The sequence below is a fragment of the Cereibacter ovatus genome (genome assembly GCF_900207575.1).
GTDB classification, from domain to species: domain Bacteria; phylum Pseudomonadota; class Alphaproteobacteria; order Rhodobacterales; family Rhodobacteraceae; genus Cereibacter_A; species Cereibacter_A ovatus.
The window spans coordinates 45203-64243 of the sequence record NZ_OAOQ01000005.1 but is presented as its reverse complement, the minus strand read 5'-3'; the positions used below and the strand labels follow the sequence as shown (position 1 = coordinate 64243).

Genomic DNA, 19041 nt, shown 5'->3' with positions numbered 1-19041 from the left:
TTTCCCTTGCCGGCGGCACAGGCGGTCACAGATGAGGCTCGATCAGGGCGCGCAGATCGACCCTGGCCTTCAGCCGGCTTGCCAGCAGATAGATCCCGCCGAACTTGCGTTGCAGAAACAGCGTGTCCATCGGCGGGATGCGGAAATGGTCGCGCTCGGCCGCCATGGCCATGCCGGCGTCGCGCATCTGCACCGGCAGATCCGAGGCGCCGAAATCGAACGCCCCCTTCTGGCGCAAAGGTTCCAGCGACATCTCGAACATCGCCAGCATCGCCTGTTCCAGCCCTTCGGGCGTGTCCTCGGCCAGAAAGCCGATCTGGCGCGCGGTGCGACGGATGGCATCGCGGTCGCCGGCAAAACCGGCCCGCAACAGCCCGCGGTAAAGATCGGCAAAGCCTTCGGGAAAGGCGCGGGTCGCACCGAAATCCAGCAACACGACCTGCCCCGTCGCCGGCGAATAGCGATAGTTGGCAAAGTTCGGGTCGGTCTGCATCAGCCGGAACTCGAACAGTTCGCGGAACAGAAGATCGATCAACAGCGTCACCACGCGGTCACGCTCGGCCTGCGGGGCTTCGGCCAGATCATCGACCGGCACCGCCTCGACAAAGGACATCGCCAGAACCGAGGTCGTGGTGTGATCGGCATGCAGCGCGGGCACGCGGAAGGCGGGGTTGTCCGACAGCAACTCTCCGAACCGGGCAAGGCAGCGGCCTTCGCGTTCGTAATCGGCTTCCTCGTGCAACTGCCGCTTGGCCTCGGCCAGCATGGGCGCCAGATCGATGCCACGCGGCACCAAACCCGAGATCCGCATCAGCGCCGCCACATTGTCCACGTCGGAATCGATGCTGCGGCGGACACCGGGGTATTGCACCTTGATCGCCAGATCGCGCCCGTCGCGGGTCACCGCCCGATGCACCTGCCCGATCGAGGCCGCCGCGATCGGCCGGACGTCGAACTTCTGGAACCGGCGCAACCAGTCAGGCCCCCAGGCATCCGTCAGCACCTTTTTCAACTGCTGGCCCGGCATGTGATGCGCCTCGGCCCGCAACCGGCCCAGGATCTGCGCCAGTTCCGGCGGCAGCACGTCGCCCGCATCCATCGACACAAGCTGGCCGACCTTCATCGCCGCCCCGCGCATCTGCGCAAGCTGATCGGCCACCTTCATCGCATTGGCCGGCGTCAGCAGCAGCGCGCCCATGTTGGGCCGCTGTCCGCGCACCAGTTGCCGCGCACCTTCCGCCGCGACATTGCCCGCGATCCCCGAGGCAAGACCGCCCAGCTTGGCCAGCCGCGACAGGCGGGAACTTGGAACGGCAAGGGCTTTCGACTCGATCTTGCGGTGCGGCACGTCAGGGCTCCTTCATGCGACGGCGGGGTGGCCGTCGCGGATTCAGATAGGGCAGGACATCCCCCGGCGAAAGGCCGGGGCGGGTTCGCAAGCGGAAGCCTTAACGCAAGACGTGGCGGGTGACTGTGATCGCGTCACAAAGGGGCAAAATCGGCGCGGGCGGGGATGGCGCCCGCGCCGCACCTGTCCGAAGGGGGGCCATGGCTGGCCGGATGGCGCCGGGCCGGGCTAGTTGATGACGCGGGTGTGCAGGCAATCGGTATCCGTGGCCAGACCCGTTCCTTGAATCACGAACGCATCCTTGCCGGTCCGGCGATCGATGCTTTTCTTCGACAGGGCGCGGATCAGATCCGCGGCGTTCCGGGCGGCGGCCTTGTCGTTGCCGGTATCGATGGTCACGGTGTAGACCGACGAGGCCGGCATACGCAGCACCATCACCTCGCGCCCGCGCAATGGCGTTCCGGCAAGCAGCCGGGCGAACTCGTCCGCATCGTCGCGCGCCAGCCGGCATCCGCTTTCCCGTGCCGGATAAGAGGCGATCGCCGCGTGCCACGCGCCGATCAGCGGCTCGACATGCAGGCCGTTCAGGCAGCAATAAAGCCTGACCGTCGTCAGCCCCTTGGCCTGAAGCTGCTCCAGCGCCGTCTGCAACCGCAGATAGCCTTCATCGGTGGGCGGACCATCGGCCGGCCGGATGTCGATCGCGCCGAAATTCTGATGCTCGGATGCCGGTTCATAGTTGCTGCACCGATTGTAGGCCGGGGTGCGATAGGCCGAGATGATGTGAACCCGTGTGCCCAGATCAGCCTCAAGCCGGCGCAGAAGCTGAACGACCTTGACCGAATTCGGCCAAAGCTGCGGCGGAGGCAGGTCATTCAACCCAAAGCAGGGGTGATTGGGGTCTTCCTGCGACGGCTCTGGCGCAAGGATGCGCGTGGCCAGCGCCCGTGCATCGGGAAAGCCCGCAAGAAAGGCGGCATACTCTTTCACCGCGCGGTCAAGCGCGGACTTCCGGCCGACAGGCAGCCCCTCGGTCAGTTTGGCAACCGTCGCATCGTCAAGCAGGCCGGTGGTTTCCAGCTTCCGGTCATACTGGAACGCGCGGATGGCGGCGGTGGTCCGCTGCCCCATGATGCCGTCAATACTGCCGACCGGATAGCCCAGTGCGCCCAGAACACGCTGAACCTGACGGGTGTCGGCCGGATCAAGCATCGGCCGCGGCTCCAACGCGCCCCCGGGCAGAGGCGGCGGGGGCAGCGCGGTGACCGCAGGCGGCGGCTCGGGCATCGGCAGGCTTTCCTGAAAACTGACCCCCAGCTCTTGCAGATCAAGGACAAGAAGCTGCCGGCCATCGGCGCCCAGCAGGGCGAAATGCTCGCGGTCGATCGGGCGTGGGCCCTGCAAGGTCACCCCGTCGCGGACCGGCATGACCAGCGAGGCGCTGGCAAGCGTCTCGATCCCGCCCCGGAACCGCCGCAGGATCAGGATCGACGGGCTGCCGCTGGCGCCGACGACGATCAGCGATTGCGCCCTGTCGGCGGCAATCCATGGCATGAACCCTTCGGGCCGGTCGCCGCGCAGCGCGTTCAGTCCGATGCGCAACGGCGGGTCAAGCAGCGGCGGATAGCCCGGCGACACGGTCAACGCGATCAACTGGCCACTGCTGCCGTTCGCGATCAGCGCATCCCCGGTGCCGCCATGGACCTCGGCCGGAACGAACAGCGCCAGTTGCTCGGGCGGGCCATCGCCCAGATTTTCGATCAGCACATTGTCATGCCGTGCGCCGGTCAACGCATCGATCACCGTGGCCCGCCCGGCCGGGGGATGCAGCGCCAGCATCCATTCGGGCGATCCGATCGGGATCATGTGCTGGGGCTGATCATCGGGGGCGACGGGCCGTCCCGCGCCGCCGCGCAGCACCAGAATCTGCCCCGATCCGGGCGGGTCGGCGCGATCCCAGATCACCAGCGCCGTGCCGGGCCGGCCCTTTTCAACTGTGGCGGGCAGAAAGCTGACCCCCGGATCGCGCAGGGCTTTCGCAAGGCCCCCCTTGGTCGCATCGGCGGCAACGAACCCCCGGGCGGCATTGGCCGCGAACAACCGCAGCGCAAAGCCGCCGCCCTCCTGCGCGATCACCACCGCCACCGACACCATCCCCGGCGCCGAGGGCACCGCAGCGGTCGCCGCCGAATGTGGCACCCCGCCCAGATCCTGCCGGGCCAGCACCCGCCCGTCGCGGGCATCGATCAGCACCACAAGACGCTCGGCCTGACTGGTGCCCACGACCAGATCCGCCCCGCCGCCATAGATGCGATCAAGACCGACCGGCAGATCGAACGGCCGGACGCGATCCAGAAGAACCGGCGTTTCGGCCAGTGCGGCCGTGCAGCAGACCACAGCCGCCGCCCACAGCCATGTCGACAATCGGGTGATGGTCCTGCCCCACATGCTAATCGAGATCGCTCCACTGGATATCGTAATATTTGGTCCGGTTCTCGACGATCTCGCCGGTGGTCAGGTGGGCCTTTATCATCAGCCGGACAAACTCGATCGCGCCATTGCCGGGCTTGACGTAGTTGGCCACGCTGACACGCCCCACCCGCGCGATCTCGGAGGTGACAAAGGTCCGCGGCTCTTTCGGGTTCGGCCGCAGGGTGATCACATCCTCGGCGGCGGGGCGATGCGGAATACGGCCGGCAGGCAGGCCCTCGACCTCGGTGCCAAAGAACATATAGCGCACCTCGATGCTGGAGATGTTCGGCGGATCAATGGCGCTGTCATATTCAAAGACGATGTCAACTTCGTCGGGGTTATCGGCGGGGCGCGGCGCGATCGACCATATCGCATGGCTTTTCAATTGGTTGCGCACCTGCCGCACCGCATCGACCATCGAACATTTCAGCTGCGCCTGTGTGGCGGCCGCGTTCTCGGGTTCGCGCGCAAGCATCGGGCCAAGGCCCGGAAACAGCGGGCTGATCGGGGTGGCCAGCACAATCGGCCCGCCGCCGGTCACCGTCACAGCCGAAATCAGCGCGACCACATTGCCGTCGGCATCAAGGATCGGCGAGCCGCCGTGACCCCAGGGTTCCGGCGCGAAGGGCGGCGCGCCTTCGGATTCAAACAGGTAAAGCGCGCCATAGTCGCCCGGGCGGTATCCCGCCGCGATCAGCGGCACAAGTTCCAGCCTCTCGACCGAGCGCGCATCCCCCGGCTGCTGCGAGGTCGTCATCAGGGCGCTGTAATGCTGCCCCTCGACGATATCGCACATGCTGAAATGAAAGTAATCCTTCAGCTTCAGGTCCGGCACCATGATGCCCGCCGCATCCACCGCCCGCGCCGGCGCGGCCAGCACCAGCACATCGCCGGACGGAATGCGGAAGTTTCGGCCATCAGTCAGTTGAACGGTCCGCGACAGCGGCCGGACCGCGCGTGTCACCTCGTCCCGCGTGGTGCGGGCCAGCATCCATTCGGTTTCGTCGCCCACCACATTCAACGCGGTGACCAGCATCTCCGGCCCGATGGCGAAGGCCTTGCCGGAACGGGCGGCCTCTTGCGTCGGGTTCGCCGGGTCCGAGGGGGTGCCCGTCACCTCGATATGAAAAACCGCCTCGGTGGCGCGTTCCAGAATCTCGGCGCTGTTTTCAGGCGTTTGTGCCGCAGCGGAAACGGCAAGACCCGACGCCAACAGCACAGCCGCACCCCATGCGACAGGGCCGCGGCGCATAGGGCCATGCGCCCTGCCCGTCATTCGAACCAGATGCATCGCGCAACCGCACTGTGGCTTCCACCCGATCTGTTGTTCCCGGTCAGCCGGTATTGCCCGTCGACCCGGTCCACCCGCGCCGTATCCTCGGCGTCGTTGAAAAGCCCGCCCACACCGGCAAGGAAACACAGCCCTTCATCTTCATGCACACCCAGCGGCAGCGGTGGATCGCCCGCCTTCCATGTCGCCGTCCAGGTGCCGGTGCGGGGATCGGTGAAATCGACCTCGCGGTGCTGATGGTAGCAGGGCTTTGCGCTGGGGGTCAGGCCGAAAGCCTGCGCATAGGCCGAGGCGGGAAGGATGCCGTAAAAGCTGACGGTGCCCAGACTGTCGAACTTGGCGCCGATCACGATGCCGACGATCCCGGCCAGATTGTTCGAGAACACCGGCCCGCCGCTCATTCCGGCGACGGTCTGGCCGTCGGTTTCCAGCAGTCCGGCCGCATTCGGCAGCACCGTCGACAGCACGCCTTCGCGATAGGACGGGGCGCCGGTTTCGGTATTGCCGGGAAAGCCCGCAACGAAAATCTTGCGCCGCACCATCCAGTCTTCAAGATCGCAGTAGCCGGCAAAGGCATAGGGCTGCTGGCGGGCGAATTGCAGCAGGGCCGCATCGACGGGAAGGTTCGTCGGCCGCACGATCATCCGGCTGGCGGTGTTGGGATCGGCCAGCCCGATCGAGCCGACGCAGGCCGCATCCTTCGGCACCACATGCTGCGCGGTCAGCACCAATCCCTTGGGGCTGACCACAACCCCGGTGCCGCGGTGGGTCACGCCGCCCGCGGTGCATTCCAGATAGACCGTCGTCTCATCCACCACATCCGCCATCGCGCCCGGCCCCGGCAGGGCAATCGCAAGCGCGATGACGGCACATCGGAAGCCCTGCATGGTCATTCCCCGATCCAGTCCCTGATCCGGGCCAGCCGCTCGGGCGTGATCCGGGTAAAGGCGTTGAACGAGGCCCACGGCTCTTCGCCATGCAGGCCGTTGGTGTGCACGCCGATGATGGTATCGGGCGCGCCCCCCGCCAGCACCGGCGATCCGCTGGTGCCGCCGAACGTGTCGTTCTGGTAAAAGCCTTTGAGATCCCAAAGGATATGCAGCCGGTCGCGGCTGATCCACTGCCGGCCGGGCGGCGAGAGGTCGGCGGCATAGCCATGCACCACCGTCTCGATCCCGGTCTCGGCATCGGCCAGCGCCCGCACGCCAAGCCAGCCGGTGGCCCGGCCCACCTCGCAGTCAAGCCGCAGGCCGCCCAGATCGTAATAGCGCGCCTCGTCCCCGGTCTGCGCGCCGGTCCAGCCGGCCAGCACGAAAACCCGGGTGGCGCGACAGGCCCCGAACGGACCCGCCCCGACATTGCGGCCGGGGATCACGCGGAAGTTGCGGTAAAGCTGGCCGGTGCTGGTGCCGCTGTGCAGGCAATGCCCCGCCGTCAGCACCGTATGCGGCCCGACCATCGCCCCGGTGCAGATGCGCTGCGATCCCGAAGCGGTCTCGAACAGGATCTGCACCACGGCCCGCGCCGGATACGAGACGGTCTCGGTCACGGCCACGCGCTCGTCCTGACCGATCACCGAGAACGGCGTGAAGGTTTCGGGATCGATGTCGGCATCGCCCATTTCATAGCGGGCATAGATCCCGCTGGCACGGCCCAGCGACTGGCGCTCGGCTTCGGGCAGGTTCGGATCGGCCACGATGGCACCGCTGCCGGGTTCCGGCATCAGGGCCGCTGTGGCCGCGGTCTGCCCGCCCCCGTCCGCAATCGGGAAAATCACGCTGCGCTCGGCATCGGGACCGGCCTCGGCGGCCTGCGCCTCGCCCTCGTCCAGATGCCGCCATTCGCGCGGATCAAGCAGCGCGTCTTGCGTCGCCTCGTCCAGCACGCCGGTTTCGGGCAGACCAAGATCGCGCTGCACCTCGCGCAGCGCCTCGGCGCGGGCTTCGGCGGCGCCGGCTTCGGTGGCCAGCGCATCTTCGGACAGGATGCCGCCGCCGATCAGGATGTTGTCGAACAGATCGGCTTCGGACGGCATCGCTTCGGTCATCTCGACGGCGACTTCGCCCGGCGACGGCGGCTTGGCCGCAAACACCCGCGTCCATACGCGCGAAAAGTGAATCCGTGCCTGATCCAACCCATGCGCGGCCGGCCCGTTGACCAGAATACGGACGCGGCGGTGGTCGTTGTTGTCGGCCGCGGCATTGATCCCGCGCGAGGTCCAGTAGCCGATGGCCGCCTGAAGCCCCGCATCGGCCTTGCGCGCCAGTTCCGGATCGTCTTCCAGCGGAAGGGCCAGTTCCTGCCCGCGCAGCCGGAAATTCGTGCGCCCGGTCAACTGGATGAACCCCGAGCCGCGATAGTTCCAGCCGTCCTGCGTCGTGCGGCCCCGGTTGCCCAGCCGCGCCCCATAGACCCAGTTCGCGATCTCGACCGGCCTGCCTGCGATCTGGCGGGCCTTCGCATCCGAGATGGTGCGCCGACTGAACACGCGGATCAGCGTCTTGTAGGAATAGTTCATGTTTTCATCCAGCCGCTTCAGGCCGCCGGTTTCCGTCATCACCTGCGCCAGAAAATGCGCCATCCGCAGGCGGGTGTTGATGCCCGCTTTGGCAAACAGCGGCGCCGCATCGACCATGGCCTGCGCATATTCATCCCGCGCGGTCGGAGAGATCCGCTTGATGTCGTCGAAGGTGACAAGGCTGGCCTGCGCACTGGCCCTTTCGGCGGCGACAAGGGCCGCAAACAGCCAGATTGCCGCGATCAAGGCGGCCTTGAACCGGAAAGCTGTGACGATGGGCATGGGACGATCCCCCGTGATCGTGGGACGAACGAAAGACGGCACCACCCGGACCGGGTGCCGACAAGATCCTTAACCGATGACAGGACGCACCCGCCCTGCGCGACTTATCTGCAAGAAAATTCACCAAAAAGTGTGGCACCCTTTGTCGATTCGTTCAATCCGCGCCAAAACGCGCAGTCTTCGGGACGGATTGGCAAAACCGCCGATCCATCGCCCTTTCCCCGCACCGCCGGCACCCGATCACTGCGCCACCCCCAGCCGACTGGCGGCAGACGTCGATCGCAGGTCCAGCGTCCCGCCCCCCGGGCCTATGGTGAAAGAGACCTCCTGGCCGCGGTCTTTGGCCTTGACCTGTTCCTCGCAGGCCGGATCCAGCGGCAGCCCAAGGCAGCCGGTGGCCTCGGAAGGGTCGCAGCGGTCCTTGGCCGTAGGCTTGCAGGTGAATGTCGCGACCACCGCCCCGCCCGACAGATGCCGAAGGGTCAGCAGCCGCACCTTCTGATCGGGCGCCGCCGGAATGGCGACGCGGCGGGTCGCGTCGCTTTCCAGCACGATCTCGGTCTGGCCGCCCAGACTGCGCACCCGCGGCGCAAACCCGCCCAGAAGATCACCCAGGGATCGGGTCCAGTTCGGCGGCTCACCCTTGTCCGCGCCCGATGGCGCAAACAGCATCAGCCCCAGAAACAAGAGGCCGATCAACGCCAGCCCGATCAGCCCCTTGCGCATGGACAATCCCGCCTGTGCGAAGGATCAGACGCTGCCACGGTCATGGCTGAATGGTTCTCAACTCGAACTTGTCCATCACCTTGGGCGCGATCAGCACACGGTCAATCTTCAGGCAGCGCGGCGAGGTGCAGGGCTTTGGCCGGTAGAACACCTTGACGATCTGTCCTTCGGCGATGTTGGTCGGCGCCTGCGGCTCGGTCCGGCGGACGACGTCATCCTCGGGGCCGTCGGTGACGGTGTTCAGCTCCATCCCCAGTCCAAGGTCGCTCAGCGTCTGCTTGACCTGCGTCACGGTCAGCCCGGTCAGCCGCGGCAGCCGCACCATCGCCGCGGGGGGCTGGGCGTTCTTGATGTCGGACAGTTTGGCCGCATCCAACTGGACCCGGCTTTCAACCACCGTCAGCGCCGGGGCAAAGCGGGCATCGAAGCCCTCGGCCGACAGCGCGCTGACCACATCCGGCGGGAATTCGGCGCCGGGGAACATGCAGATCAGCGAAGCGCAGGGCCCGTCGGGGCTGCGCACCGTCAGATCCACCACCGCGTCCTCGTCCACCCCCTCGCCTTCCGCGGGCTGGGTGGACAGCACCGACAGCGCGACCTCGGTCCCTTGCCGCGACAGGGTGAACCTGACCGGACGCGGGATTTCCGCGACCCGGAAGGCGGCGATCTCGGCGGGCTGGCTGACAAGGCCGGCGGGCATCGGGGTGGCGGGGGTCCGCATCACGAACAGGAACACCCCCACCCCCACCAGCGCCGCGGTCAGCGCCGCCGCCGCGGCAAAGATCCACCACGGGATGCGCCGCGCGGGCGGCGGCGCCACCGGCGCGGGTTTCAGCGTGAAGGCAACCGAGGGGCCCTGCACATAATCGGTATCGGGATCGCTTTCGGACGCAACGCGCAGCCGAAAGCCGAAATTGCCCGCAGGCGCCCCGGCCGGCGGGCGCACCGTCACCTCGACGCTTTGATTGCCGCCATAGACGAAATCGCGTTCGGTCCGGCCGGGCGAGGTCGCCGGCGCCCCCGCAATCTGGAACCAGTCGGCACGCGCGCCCTCCAGCGGCTCGACCGAGATCCGCCCCACCTGCGCCGCGGGCCCCATGTTGCGCACAAGGAACGTGGCCTTGCCCGGAGGCGTCAGCCCGCCCGCGTCGGGATTGCCAAGTTCAAGCCGAGAGGGCGCTTCGGTGATCTGGAAGGAAGGCATTGGTCAACTCCCTGGGTTCGTGTCGGCATCAAGGACCGACACCAGTTCGAAGGTGGTAAAGGCGGGTTTCTCGGTCGCGATGACATGCAGCACCAGATCCAGACGGGACTGGGCCGCGGGCGGCATCAGCACGCGGAAATGGAACGGACGATCCTGGCTTTCCTCGATGGCAAAGCCGTCGATGCCGGTGGCGGTCTCAAGCAGGCGGCGCAGCGTCGCGGCAGAGCCGCCACGCCGACCCAGCGCCGCGGCCACCGCCACCAGTTCGCGCAGATCGGCCGGGGTGGGCCGGTCCTGACCGGGGTCGGTGCGCAGGTAGCAGCCAAGGCCGACCCAGGCCGCCAGAACCGGCACCAGCCGATCCGGAGCGCGGCGGGGATCGACCAGAACCGACGGGTCCGCAATGGCCTGTTCCAGGGATCCATGCAGCGCCGACATCACATGCAGCAGGCCGTCCAGCACCGTGCCATCGGTCAGGTCACGGCGATAGATCTCGGGCAGAAGTAGCGCGATTTCAGCCGGTTGCATCGGCATCCTCCGCGGCATCCGCGCCAAACCGCAGCCGGTGGCTTCCGGCGCAGGGCAGCCAGCCCGGCGGCAGCGGCAGGCGGTCGGAGAAGCGGCGGCCCTCGATCCGGGCAAAGGTCAGCTCGGCCGGTTCGGCCCGGAACAGGCCCTGCGCGGTGCCGGCCAGCAGCGTGCGCCCGCTGGGCCGCAGCGCCACCGCCGACACCGGCAGCAGCCGCGCGCGGTCCGCGTCGATCGGCAGCCCCGATGTCAGCCGCGCCGCGCGCCAGACAGGCTTGGCCATCGCCACATCCAGCATCAGCACACCCGCATCCCGCGTGCCCGCCGCAACCTGCCCGCCCGCGACATCGAACCCAAGGCAGGATCCGCCCTTCCACCCTTCGGCAAAGCGTTGCCAGCCCAGCGGGTCCAGCCCGTCCGCGCGGACCGCGATCCGCATCGGCCCGGTCCCCGCCTGCCCGGCTTCGGACCAGACCGCAGCCCACAACCAGAACTGCCCCCCCTCGCGCGAGAATGCCAGCGCGCGGATATCCAGATCCTGCGACCCCGGCAGAAGCTGAAAGCTGCCGTTCGCGCCGGCACGCGACGACAGCCACACCCCGCCGCCCGACCGCGCGGCCAGCGCGACGAACGCAACGCCTGCGGCATTGGTGGCGCTCGCCACCGCGTAAAACCCTGCCAGTCCGGGCGCGACCTCGGTCGGCATCACGCCCGGCGCGGCAAGATCGCGTTGCAGACAGCCCTCGGGGCCGGCGATCACCAGCCAGCGCCGCCCGTCGCGCGGGATGACGGCAAGGCCATGGACCGGCCGGGGCAGAACCTCAAGATCCTCCCACGCCTCGCCACAGCTGCCCGAGGCGCGGATGGCCGTCTGGCCCCCCTCGCGTTCCAGCGCCAGCGCAAGAAAGCCGGGCGTGGCGGGGTCGGTGGCGATGACGGTCGGGCGGGCGCCGTCTTCGGACGCCACCCGTTCCCAGCTTTGCGCATCGTCGAGCGAGCGGTAAAGCCCGTCGGCCATCAGGGCGTGCAGCGTCCGCGGCTGGTGCGGATCGGCCACCAGCCGGCTGACCGCGCCCTCCGGCCCGTCATCGGTCGACAGGCGGACGCCTTCGGCATAGCGGACGCCGGGTTCGGACAGGATCGCCTCGTAGATGTCCGAGATCCGCACCGCCTTGCCAAAGGGCCAGCCCCCCAGCGGCGACAAAAGCGCGTTCAGCCGCCGCGTCACCCGCTGTTCCAGCGCCTTCAGGTCTTCCGAGGGCGAGGCCGCGATCCGCGCCTCGACCGCGATGCTTCGGCATTTCGCCCAGCGGACGGCCACCCGCACCCCGATCGGACGGCGGGCATCCAGCAGCGCCTCGATCCGGGCGCGCAGCGGTTCCTGCCGGTGGGCGGCCAGCATCGCATCCGTCAGCGCACCGCTTTCGGGATCGGGCTGGGCCTGCGGCACCACCCGAACCTCGACCACGCCGGGCCGGCCGAAACACCACAGCGCGGATTCAGCCTCGGCGCTGGCGCGGGCGACGCCGCCGGCGGCAAGCGCCACCTGTTCGAAATCGGTGGCGGTGATGGCGGATTCGGGCATCCGGACCGCCTCGCTGCCGCGCAGGACGAAGGCTGCGGGGGTTTCGGCATCCTCGCCGCCGGTGGCACGGGAGGGGTTGGTCACGCTCAGCCCCGGCACGGGCTGGCGCAACTGCGTCAGCGTCAGCGCAGCCACGTTGCCCGCCCGGCCGCCACCCGCCAGATACCAGGCGCGGATCTCGGCACCGCGGGCGGGGATCTCGAAGCCGGCCGCCTCGCCGGTGCGGATCACACCCGACAGCGGCGCGAAACTGATCCGGCCCGCCGCGCGATCGGCGATAAAGGCGCGGCGCGGCAGACCGGGGCGAAAGCCCGGAACCTCGTCCCACAGCAGGAACACGCGGCCATCAAGGCTGATGGTGCGGGCGGTTTCGGGCAATGCGCCCTCTTGCCATTCGACGCCTATGCGCAGCGTTTCGGCCACCGCCAGCGGGCGCGGCAGCGGACCGCGGCGCAGGGTGAAGCTGCGCCCCGCCTCGCCGGTGCCCACACCCAGAAGTTCGCCCTCGACCGGCTCGGCGTGAACGGCGGGCACTTCGGCCACGGTCGCGCCGGCCGCAAGGTTCAACGGGCGGCAGGTGGAAAACACCACCTTGCCCTCGGGGTCGGACACCCGAAGCCCGGCGGGCCAGTCCAGCGCCGGCAGATCCTCGCCGCTGCGGGTAAAGCGCAGCAGTGTTTCGGCGGCGGCCACCGGCAGCGGCGCCACGCCCAGAAGCTGCAACAGTTCCAGATGCAGCCGCGCGGGCAGGCGGTTCAGCCGGTAAAGCATGGTTTCGGTCAGCCAGGCATAGGCTTCCAGCAGCGTCACCCCCGGATCGCCCGGCGAAAGGTCGGTCCAGTCGGGGCAGCGGGCGCGGATGATCGCGGTCGCCTCGTCCACAAGATCGGCAAAGCGGCGGCGATCGATCAGGTCATCGTCACGCATCCGCCCCTCCAAGATCCAGTGTGAAGCCAAGAGTGCCGCGCTCGACCGTCTGGCGGATGCGATAATCCAGCCAGATCCGCAGCCGTTCGGGCGGGCCCTGCGGGTCGGGGCCGGCATCCAGCCGCAACACCTCGATCCGCGGCTCCCACCGGCGGATCGCCTGCCGGACATAGTGGATCGCAAGGCCCGCGGTCGTGGCATCGTTCGGCGCGAACACCAGCCGGTCCAGCGGGCAGCCATAATCCGGCCGCATCGCCCGTTCGCCCGGCACCGTCCCCAAAAGCAGCATGAGCGACTGACGGATCAGCGCCGCCCCCGTGACCGTCGCCACGCCCCCGCCCGCCGTCAGCGCCGGGCCGCCCGGTGATGCGAAAAGCCATCCCTGCAAGGCCGTCATCGTCGCCTCCTACTCGCTTACGCTGACGAAATCCTGCCCGGCGGCATCGACGCCGAAGGGCACGACGCCCAGCTTGCTCCAGTCGGTGCGCCCTTGTGCCGTGGCCTTGGCGACCGGCCGGCCGTCGATGGTGACAAAGCCGGAATAGGATGCGGCGTCATCCACCACCACCGTCTGAAGGCAGGGCGGCGTCGAAGGCGTCGCATGCGGGCAGGCCGCGATCGGCCGGCCCAGCAGGTCGGGCCGCACCAGCACCGGGACGCGCCCGATCCGCACCAGATCCTGCGAGGCGGCAAGGCCCACCCGCCCGCCATGGGCGCAACTGAGATGGGCCGCTTCGGTCAGGACATTCGGCATCGCCTACCCCCTTTCGAACCGGATCGCGCCGGCCCGGATCGTGATGGTCCGCTTTGGCGCCTCGATCAGCAGATCGGCGGCCGCCGCCAGCCGCACCTCATCCGGGCCCATTTCCAGCAGGCTGCCGCCCGAGGTCGCGATCTTCAACGCGCCGCCTCCGCCGCCAAGGTCAAGGATCTGCCCGCCCTGACTGCGCAGAACGATCCCGTGCGGGCTGCGCGCCGCCCCGGAGGGAAGCGTCTGCGCGCCGAACAGCCCCCCCAGAACGAAGCCGCGCGCCGGGTCGCCCTCGGGGAACAGCACCAGCACATCGTCGCCCTTCAGGGGCAGCGCCACCACCCCCCGCCGCCGACCGGCACCGGCCGCAATGCTGGCCATCCAGCCGGCATCCAGATCGCCGAAATCCGGCAGCACGATCCGGCAACGGCCCAGACCGTCGGGGTCGGCATCATCCGACACCCGCCCCAACGCCACCATCGGCGTCCGAGGCGCCGGCCGCAGTCGCGGCGCTTCGGTGGAAAATTCCGTGACATAGCCCTCGGAGGCCGACAGCCGGTGCAGCGTGCGGGTCACGACATACCCCCCCGCAAGCGCCGGCAGCACGCCATCGACCATCACCGTCCGGCCGGGCTGAAGGTCGGCGTTGCCCTCGGCCAGACCTTCGGCCACCGCGGTGTCGGCCGCGGCCCGGTCCAGTGTGGCCTGCGCCATCGCCTCGGCCTCGGCATCGGTTGCGGCCAGCCGGTTCAGCAGCATCCGCTGCCCCGAGGGCGGATCGGCGCCGGGGTCGTGCATGTCCACCACCCGGTCCTGCCGCGCCAGCGTCAGGCTTGAGGCGCGCGGCTTCAGGCTGACCGGATCGCGGCTGTGGATCGTGCCGCCATCCAGCCAGCGGTCGGCCGCCAGCGCCACCTCGCAGGCGTGAAGGTTCCGGCCCAGCACCAGCGGGATCGGCTCGTCGCCATCCCCGGCCAGCGACATCAACATCAGCCGGCCGTCGCGCAGGATCGGGAACAGCCCGGCCTGCCCCGCCAGATCAGCCAGAAAATCAAGATCGGTCTGTTCATGTTGCAGAACAAGCGTCCGCTTCGGTGTGGGCTCGAGGCTCAGGCTGTCAAGGCCAAGGTCGGCGGCCAGCAGCGCCGCCACATCCCCGGCCGAGACATCGGCCAGCGCCCGCAGCGTCTGACGCCGCGCAAGCCGGATCATCGCATCACGCGCCACAAGGTGGACGGTCCGGCCGGCGCTGCCGCTGTCTTCGCGAAGCTGGGTGATGCGGCCGGAAAACACCGCCCGGCCGTCAATCAGGGCCGCAACCGACAGCCCCGGCTTCAGGCCGTCAGCGGCCAAGGGATCGGCAAAGGTCAGCTCCAGCGCCGCTGAGGCGCCAAGGCCCTGCCGCAGCACGGTTTCGGACAGGGCGGCCGCCAGCGCGGGGGTAATTTCGGTCCCGTCGATCAGAACCAGCAGGCGCGGGCGCGGGGTCAGGGCGGCGGTCATGGCGAGACCTCGGGTCTGGCGGCGGTCAGGACGGTGCCCGCCTCGATCCGCAGCGGGTCTTCGATGCCGCTGGCCTCGGCGATGGCGGGCCAGTCCTCAGGGCGGCCGGTCAGCCAGAACGCCGCCAGATAAAGCGGGGTTGTGGGAAGCCCGGCCGCATCGGCCACCGCCTCGATCGCGTCCGCGGTCAGTTCGGGTGCTGTCTCGGGCGTGTCGCCGATCTGTGGCGGGGCGGGCGGCACCGGGCCAGCGGCGGCCGTCTCGGCCTCGGGCACCTGCCGCAACCGCAGGCTCATCCACGACCGGCCGGGCACCCCGCCGGGGCCGAAGCGTTCCAGCCGTTCGGCCACGGCAAGGACCACGACAGGCATGTTCCACGCCCGGCCCCAGATGAACCGCGCAACCGGCGTGCCGCGGATCTCGGCCGTGGCGCCCTGTCCGGGTTCGGCCAGCGCCACCAGCGGCCGGGTCAGGTCGCGCACATCGGGTTCGGGCCGCGCAGGGGCGGGCGTGTCGCCCTCGCCGGTGGCGGTGGTCAGCGCCGGTCGCGGATCAAGGCTTCGCGCCAGTTCGGTGTCAAACAGCAGATGCAGATCCAGTTCCGTCACCCCGCCGCCGGTGGCGATCAGCGGATCATGGCTGCCCCCTGCCCCGGTCAGCGCCCCGCCCCGCCCCGACCGTTCGCGCAGGCCGGCGCGGCGGGTCAGCGTCAGGCTTTCGGGGTTCAGCAGACACGACACCCGCGCGCCGGTGGCCTCGATCAGGAAGGTCACGCGCTCCATCCGCGGGCCTCCTGATCGGGCAGAAGGTCGGCCCGGCGGCCGGGGGGTTGCGGCACGGCTGGCGCCAGCGGCGGCGGAAGTGCGGGCCACGCGGGCCGGGGCGCAGGATCGGCGGGGCCACTGGCCGTATCGTGCCGAGTGTCGAGTGCGGGCCAGGAGGACTGATCCGGGATCGGCAGCGCGGCAACGCGGTCGCGATAGCGGGGCGGCGCCCGATGGCGATCGGGCGCCGGAAGGTCAGACGCCGGCAGTGCGACCCAAGCGGCGGCAGCATCGGTCGCGGCCGCCAACCGGATCGGCAAGGGCTGCGAGGCGACAGCACCGCGCCCCTGCGCCGGCAGGTCGGGACCGAACCCGGCCGAGGGGGGCCGCGGTTCGCGCCCGGCCACGACAGGCGGCACGGGATCCGCGGGCGGCTGTGGCGGATGAAAGACCGGCCTTGTCGCCAGTCGCGCAGGCCAGGGCCTTGGCGGGACCGGCGCCAGCGGCGGCGCGGAATCTTCGGGAACGGGCGCTTCGGCCAGAGGGTGGACCTGCCGGGCGACCGGCGCCTGCGGCGCGGGCCAGCCCTGATGCACCCGCGGCGGGGGCCTGTCCGGCGCGGACGGCCCCACGGGCACTGGCAGGCGATCCTGCCGGACAGAGCCCGGCAAGGGCAGCCAGACGGTAGGGCGCAGCGCGGGGGGTTCCTGCGCCACCGGGACCGGGGGGGGCGAGGGCGGGACATCCCGCGGGACGGCCTGCACCTGCGTCGGGTTCGGGGGCACCGGCGCAGGATTGTGGGAAAACGCCGGCCGGGCGGGGTGCCTGGCCGGGCGGGCGGATGGCGAAGGCGCGACGGCTGGCGCCGGAGGGGATGGCGCGGCCGGGCTGCGATCAAACGCCAGCCGCGAGGGGGCGGGTCGCGCAGGATGGGGTGCGAGCGGCCCCGAAAGAGCAGGTCCGGGCGGCGTCAGCGCATCTGGACCCAGGCCAGACCTTGCACCGTCCCGCGGCAGGGGCAGGTGCGACAGAGGCCCGACAGCCGGGGGCTGGACTGCCGCAGGTCGGGGCGGTGCGTGGCGCGCCGGCGGTGACAGGTCTGGACCTTGCGCGCCTGGAACGGACTGTCCAGCCGCGGGCAGGTCGGGCAACGGGACATCGGACAACGGCCGATCGGGAAAAGGCAACCCGGGCACTGGCAGATCCGTCACCGACGGGGGGGGGTGCGGCAGGGCCGGCGCAGTGTCGCGCCGGGGCAGGCGGGCGGCAGGCAGCGGGCCTTCGACCGGCTCTCCCAGGGCCGCAATTGCGGCGATCCAGACCTCGGGCGCGTCGGGAAACCTTGCCCGCAGCCGGGCCGCGCGGGTCGTGGCCTCGGCTTCCGGCGTGTCGAGCATCCGCGCCAGCCGCAGCAGGGCCCGCGCAAGAATCCGACGCAGAAGCCCCGGCGCCGTCATCGGTCAGGCCCGCTCCATCTGGTCGAACGAGATGCGCAACAGCTCGACCGCCACATCGCGGCCCATCGCATCCAGCGGCGCCCCCTGCCATTCGCAGGGCCAGGCGTTGAACAGGTTCCAGCGCAGCGTCTCGGTCGCGCCATCGGTATCGAGCATCATGATCGAGATGTTGCGCCGTTCAATCCGGCCCTGGATCGTCGATTGCATCCAGGTCCACAATTCGCGGTCGCGGATCAGGCCATAACGCAGCGTGACCTCGGAGTAATCCACCGGGCCCGGCATCGTCCGCACGATCTGACCGATGCCGCCTTCGCGGTAGCGGATCGGATGGACGCGGACGCCAAGCCCGCTGACTTCGGTGAAATGGCCCTGGGCCACGCCCGGGATTTCCAGCCGGAACTGGAAGTTGCGCATCGGGTCTGCGGCACGGGCGGTCTGAGTGTCTGGCATGGCGTGCTCCTTCCAGGGCGTCAGGACATTTCGGCGCTGGTCTGGCCGATGCGGAAGATCACGAACTCGGCCGGGCGGACGGGGGCAAGGCCGACCTCGATCACCACACGGCCGGCGGCGATCTCATCGGGGGTGTTGGTCTCGGCGTCGCATTTCACGAAGAACGCTTCCTCGGGCGTTGCCCCTTGCAGCGCCCCGTCGCGCCACAACAGCATGAGGAAGGCACCAACATCGCGCCGGATGCTTTTCCACAGCCGTTCGTCATTGGGTTCGAACACCACCCATTGCGTGCCGCGGCGGATGCTTTCCTCGACCATGATGAACAGCCGGCGCACCGGCACATAGCGCCATTCGCCGGCGGCCGGCGCCAGCGTGCGCGCCCCCCACAGCACAATGCCGCGCCCGGTGAACATGCGGATCGCATTGACGCCGCGCGGGTTCAGCACGCCCTGTTCGGCATCGGTCAGCCGCTGCGACAGACCCAGCGCACCGCGCACCACCATGTTGGCCGGCGCCTTGAACACCCCGCGCTGGCTGTCGTTCAGCGCAAACATCCCCGCGATATGACCCGAGGGCGCCACGGTCGCAAGCTGGGCCGGATCGAACGGATCGCGCACCACCAGATGCGGGAAATAGACCGCGCCATAACCGCGCTCACTTTCGCGCGGGCGCAGTCCGCGCTGACCCTTGGCCTCTTTGCCCTCTTTCGGCGTCTCGCCTTCCGCCGCCGCAGGGGCGGCCGGGGCGGCAAGCGTCGCCACCCGCGTCAGCAGCGACAGATCCGCGGCTTCCGCCGGCCCGTCAAGGATCGCGAACCGCGTCCCCAGCAATTCGCAATGGCCCAGCAGCAGATCCTGAACCGCGGGCGAGGTCTGGCCGGGGGCTGCGACGATGGCGATCTCATCCACCGCGGCCAGCGCCCGCAGGCCGTCGTCGAACTTGTCGCCCGGCCCAGTGTTGACCACCCAGGCGCGGCGACCGCCGTTCAGGAAATAGCCCGCGACCGCGTGGGAAAGCGGGGTCGAAACCGGGGCCTCGCCGCCGAACTGGCGCAGGAAATCGCGCCAGTTGTTGACGGCCACCGCCTCGCCCACGCGGGCGGTGGCGTCAGGCGCACGGCCAAGGAACGCCGCGGTCGAGGTTCCCACCGCCTCGATCGGGCGGGCGCCCATGGCCACTTCTTCGACATAGACACCTGGTGTCAGATACTCGGGCATCGCGGCGATCCTCCCTTG

The 19041-nt window shown here is 69.5% G+C and carries 15 protein-coding genes; all 15 read right to left on the bottom strand.

What is annotated here, in order from left to right; all coding sequences use genetic code 11:
- Positions 1–25 precede the first annotated feature (25 nt).
- The 15 genes from CRO07_RS07890 to CRO07_RS07815 all read right to left on the bottom strand — a co-directional run bounded on the left by CRO07_RS07890 (position 26) and on the right by CRO07_RS07815 (position 19023).
- Entirely contained in the window at positions 26–1348 is a 1323-nt protein-coding gene (locus tag CRO07_RS07890; RefSeq protein WP_097030153.1) for an ABC1 kinase family protein, read from the bottom strand.
- Between the two features lie 228 nt (positions 1349–1576).
- Positions 1577–3796, bottom strand: a complete 2220-nt coding sequence (locus tag CRO07_RS18635; protein ID WP_204839991.1) for a peptidoglycan-binding protein — start codon at positions 3794–3796, stop codon at positions 1577–1579.
- A gap of 1 nt (position 3797) precedes the next feature.
- A complete protein-coding gene (locus tag CRO07_RS07880; RefSeq protein ID WP_141400045.1) occupies positions 3798–5039 on the bottom strand; it encodes a hypothetical protein in 1242 nt (413 codons plus the stop codon).
- Positions 5040–5092: 53 nt separating this feature from the next.
- Complete coding sequence (locus tag CRO07_RS07875; protein WP_204839990.1) at positions 5093–6004, bottom strand: S1 family peptidase; 912 nt, start codon at positions 6002–6004, stop codon at positions 5093–5095.
- A complete protein-coding gene (locus CRO07_RS07870; protein ID WP_097030150.1) occupies positions 6001–7911 on the bottom strand; it encodes a trypsin-like serine protease in 1911 nt (636 codons plus the stop codon). Before CRO07_RS07870 ends, CRO07_RS07875 begins: the two co-directional genes overlap by 4 nt.
- Before the next feature lie 240 nt (positions 7912–8151).
- Positions 8152–8637 (bottom strand): hypothetical protein, encoded by a 486-nt coding sequence (locus CRO07_RS07865; RefSeq protein ID WP_097030149.1) that lies wholly within the window; start codon positions 8635–8637, stop codon positions 8152–8154.
- Positions 8638–8677: 40 nt separating this feature from the next.
- The gene (locus CRO07_RS07860; RefSeq protein ID WP_097030148.1) at positions 8678–9841 is read right to left on the bottom strand and encodes a Stk1 family PASTA domain-containing Ser/Thr kinase; all 1164 of its coding nucleotides are present in this window, start codon (positions 9839–9841) and stop codon (positions 8678–8680) included.
- Positions 9842–9844: 3 nt separating this feature from the next.
- Positions 9845–10369 carry a phage tail protein gene (locus tag CRO07_RS07855; RefSeq protein ID WP_176504512.1) on the bottom strand — a complete coding sequence of 175 codons (525 nt, stop codon included), beginning with the start codon at positions 10367–10369 and terminating at the stop codon, positions 9845–9847.
- Entirely contained in the window at positions 10356–12881 is a 2526-nt protein-coding gene (locus tag CRO07_RS07850; RefSeq protein WP_097030146.1) for a baseplate J/gp47 family protein, read from the bottom strand. Before CRO07_RS07850 ends, CRO07_RS07855 begins: the two co-directional genes overlap by 14 nt.
- Positions 12874–13278: a GPW/gp25 family protein gene (locus CRO07_RS07845; protein ID WP_097030145.1), complete on the bottom strand. Its 405-nt coding sequence runs from the start codon at positions 13276–13278 to the stop codon at positions 12874–12876. The genes CRO07_RS07850 and CRO07_RS07845 overlap by 8 nt, the downstream gene beginning before the upstream one ends.
- A gap of 9 nt (positions 13279–13287) precedes the next feature.
- Positions 13288–13635: a hypothetical protein gene (locus tag CRO07_RS07840; RefSeq protein WP_097030144.1), complete on the bottom strand. Its 348-nt coding sequence runs from the start codon at positions 13633–13635 to the stop codon at positions 13288–13290.
- 3 nt (positions 13636–13638) lie between these two features.
- Positions 13639–15135 (bottom strand): phage baseplate assembly protein V, encoded by a 1497-nt coding sequence (locus CRO07_RS18630; protein WP_097030143.1) that lies wholly within the window; start codon positions 15133–15135, stop codon positions 13639–13641.
- On the bottom strand, positions 15132–15917 hold the full coding sequence (locus CRO07_RS18625; RefSeq protein ID WP_097030142.1) for a hypothetical protein: 786 nt from the start codon (positions 15915–15917) through the stop codon (positions 15132–15134). Before CRO07_RS18625 ends, CRO07_RS18630 begins: the two co-directional genes overlap by 4 nt.
- Before the next feature lie 1442 nt (positions 15918–17359).
- A complete protein-coding gene (locus tag CRO07_RS07820) occupies positions 17360–17806 on the bottom strand; it encodes a phage tail protein (protein WP_097030140.1) in 447 nt (148 codons plus the stop codon).
- Between the two features lie 20 nt (positions 17807–17826).
- Positions 17827–19023, bottom strand: a complete 1197-nt coding sequence (locus CRO07_RS07815; RefSeq protein ID WP_097030139.1) for a phage tail sheath family protein — start codon at positions 19021–19023, stop codon at positions 17827–17829.
- Positions 19024–19041: the final 18 nt, after the last annotated feature.

Bases quoted from the DNA above. Each gene is read 5' to 3' on its own strand.
- CRO07_RS18635 (WP_204839991.1), bottom strand. From the start codon at position 3,796: ATGTGGGGCAGGACCATCACCCGATTGTCGACATGGCTGTGGGCGGCG.
- CRO07_RS07875 (WP_204839990.1), bottom strand. From the start codon at position 6,004: ATGACCATGCAGGGCTTCCGATGTGCCGTCATCGCGCTTGCGATTGCC.
- CRO07_RS07870 (WP_097030150.1), bottom strand. From the start codon at position 7,911: ATGCCCATCGTCACAGCTTTCCGGTTCAAGGCCGCCTTGATCGCGGCA.
- CRO07_RS07865 (WP_097030149.1), bottom strand. From the start codon at position 8,637: ATGCGCAAGGGGCTGATCGGGCTGGCGTTGATCGGCCTCTTGTTTCTG.
- CRO07_RS07860 (WP_097030148.1), bottom strand. From the start codon at position 9,841: ATGCCTTCCTTCCAGATCACCGAAGCGCCCTCTCGGCTTGAACTTGGC.
- CRO07_RS07855 (WP_176504512.1), bottom strand. From the start codon at position 10,369: ATGCAACCGGCTGAAATCGCGCTACTTCTGCCCGAGATCTATCGCCGT.
- CRO07_RS07850 (WP_097030146.1), bottom strand. From the start codon at position 12,881: ATGCGTGACGATGACCTGATCGATCGCCGCCGCTTTGCCGATCTTGTG.
- CRO07_RS07845 (WP_097030145.1), bottom strand. From the start codon at position 13,278: ATGACGGCCTTGCAGGGATGGCTTTTCGCATCACCGGGCGGCCCGGCG.
- CRO07_RS07840 (WP_097030144.1), bottom strand. From the start codon at position 13,635: ATGCCGAATGTCCTGACCGAAGCGGCCCATCTCAGTTGCGCCCATGGC.
- CRO07_RS18630 (WP_097030143.1), bottom strand. From the start codon at position 15,135: ATGACCGCCGCCCTGACCCCGCGCCCGCGCCTGCTGGTTCTGATCGAC.
- CRO07_RS18625 (WP_097030142.1), bottom strand. From the start codon at position 15,917: ATGGAGCGCGTGACCTTCCTGATCGAGGCCACCGGCGCGCGGGTGTCG.
- CRO07_RS07820 (WP_097030140.1), bottom strand. From the start codon at position 17,806: ATGCCAGACACTCAGACCGCCCGTGCCGCAGACCCGATGCGCAACTTC.
- CRO07_RS07815 (WP_097030139.1), bottom strand. From the start codon at position 19,023: ATGCCCGAGTATCTGACACCAGGTGTCTATGTCGAAGAAGTGGCCATG.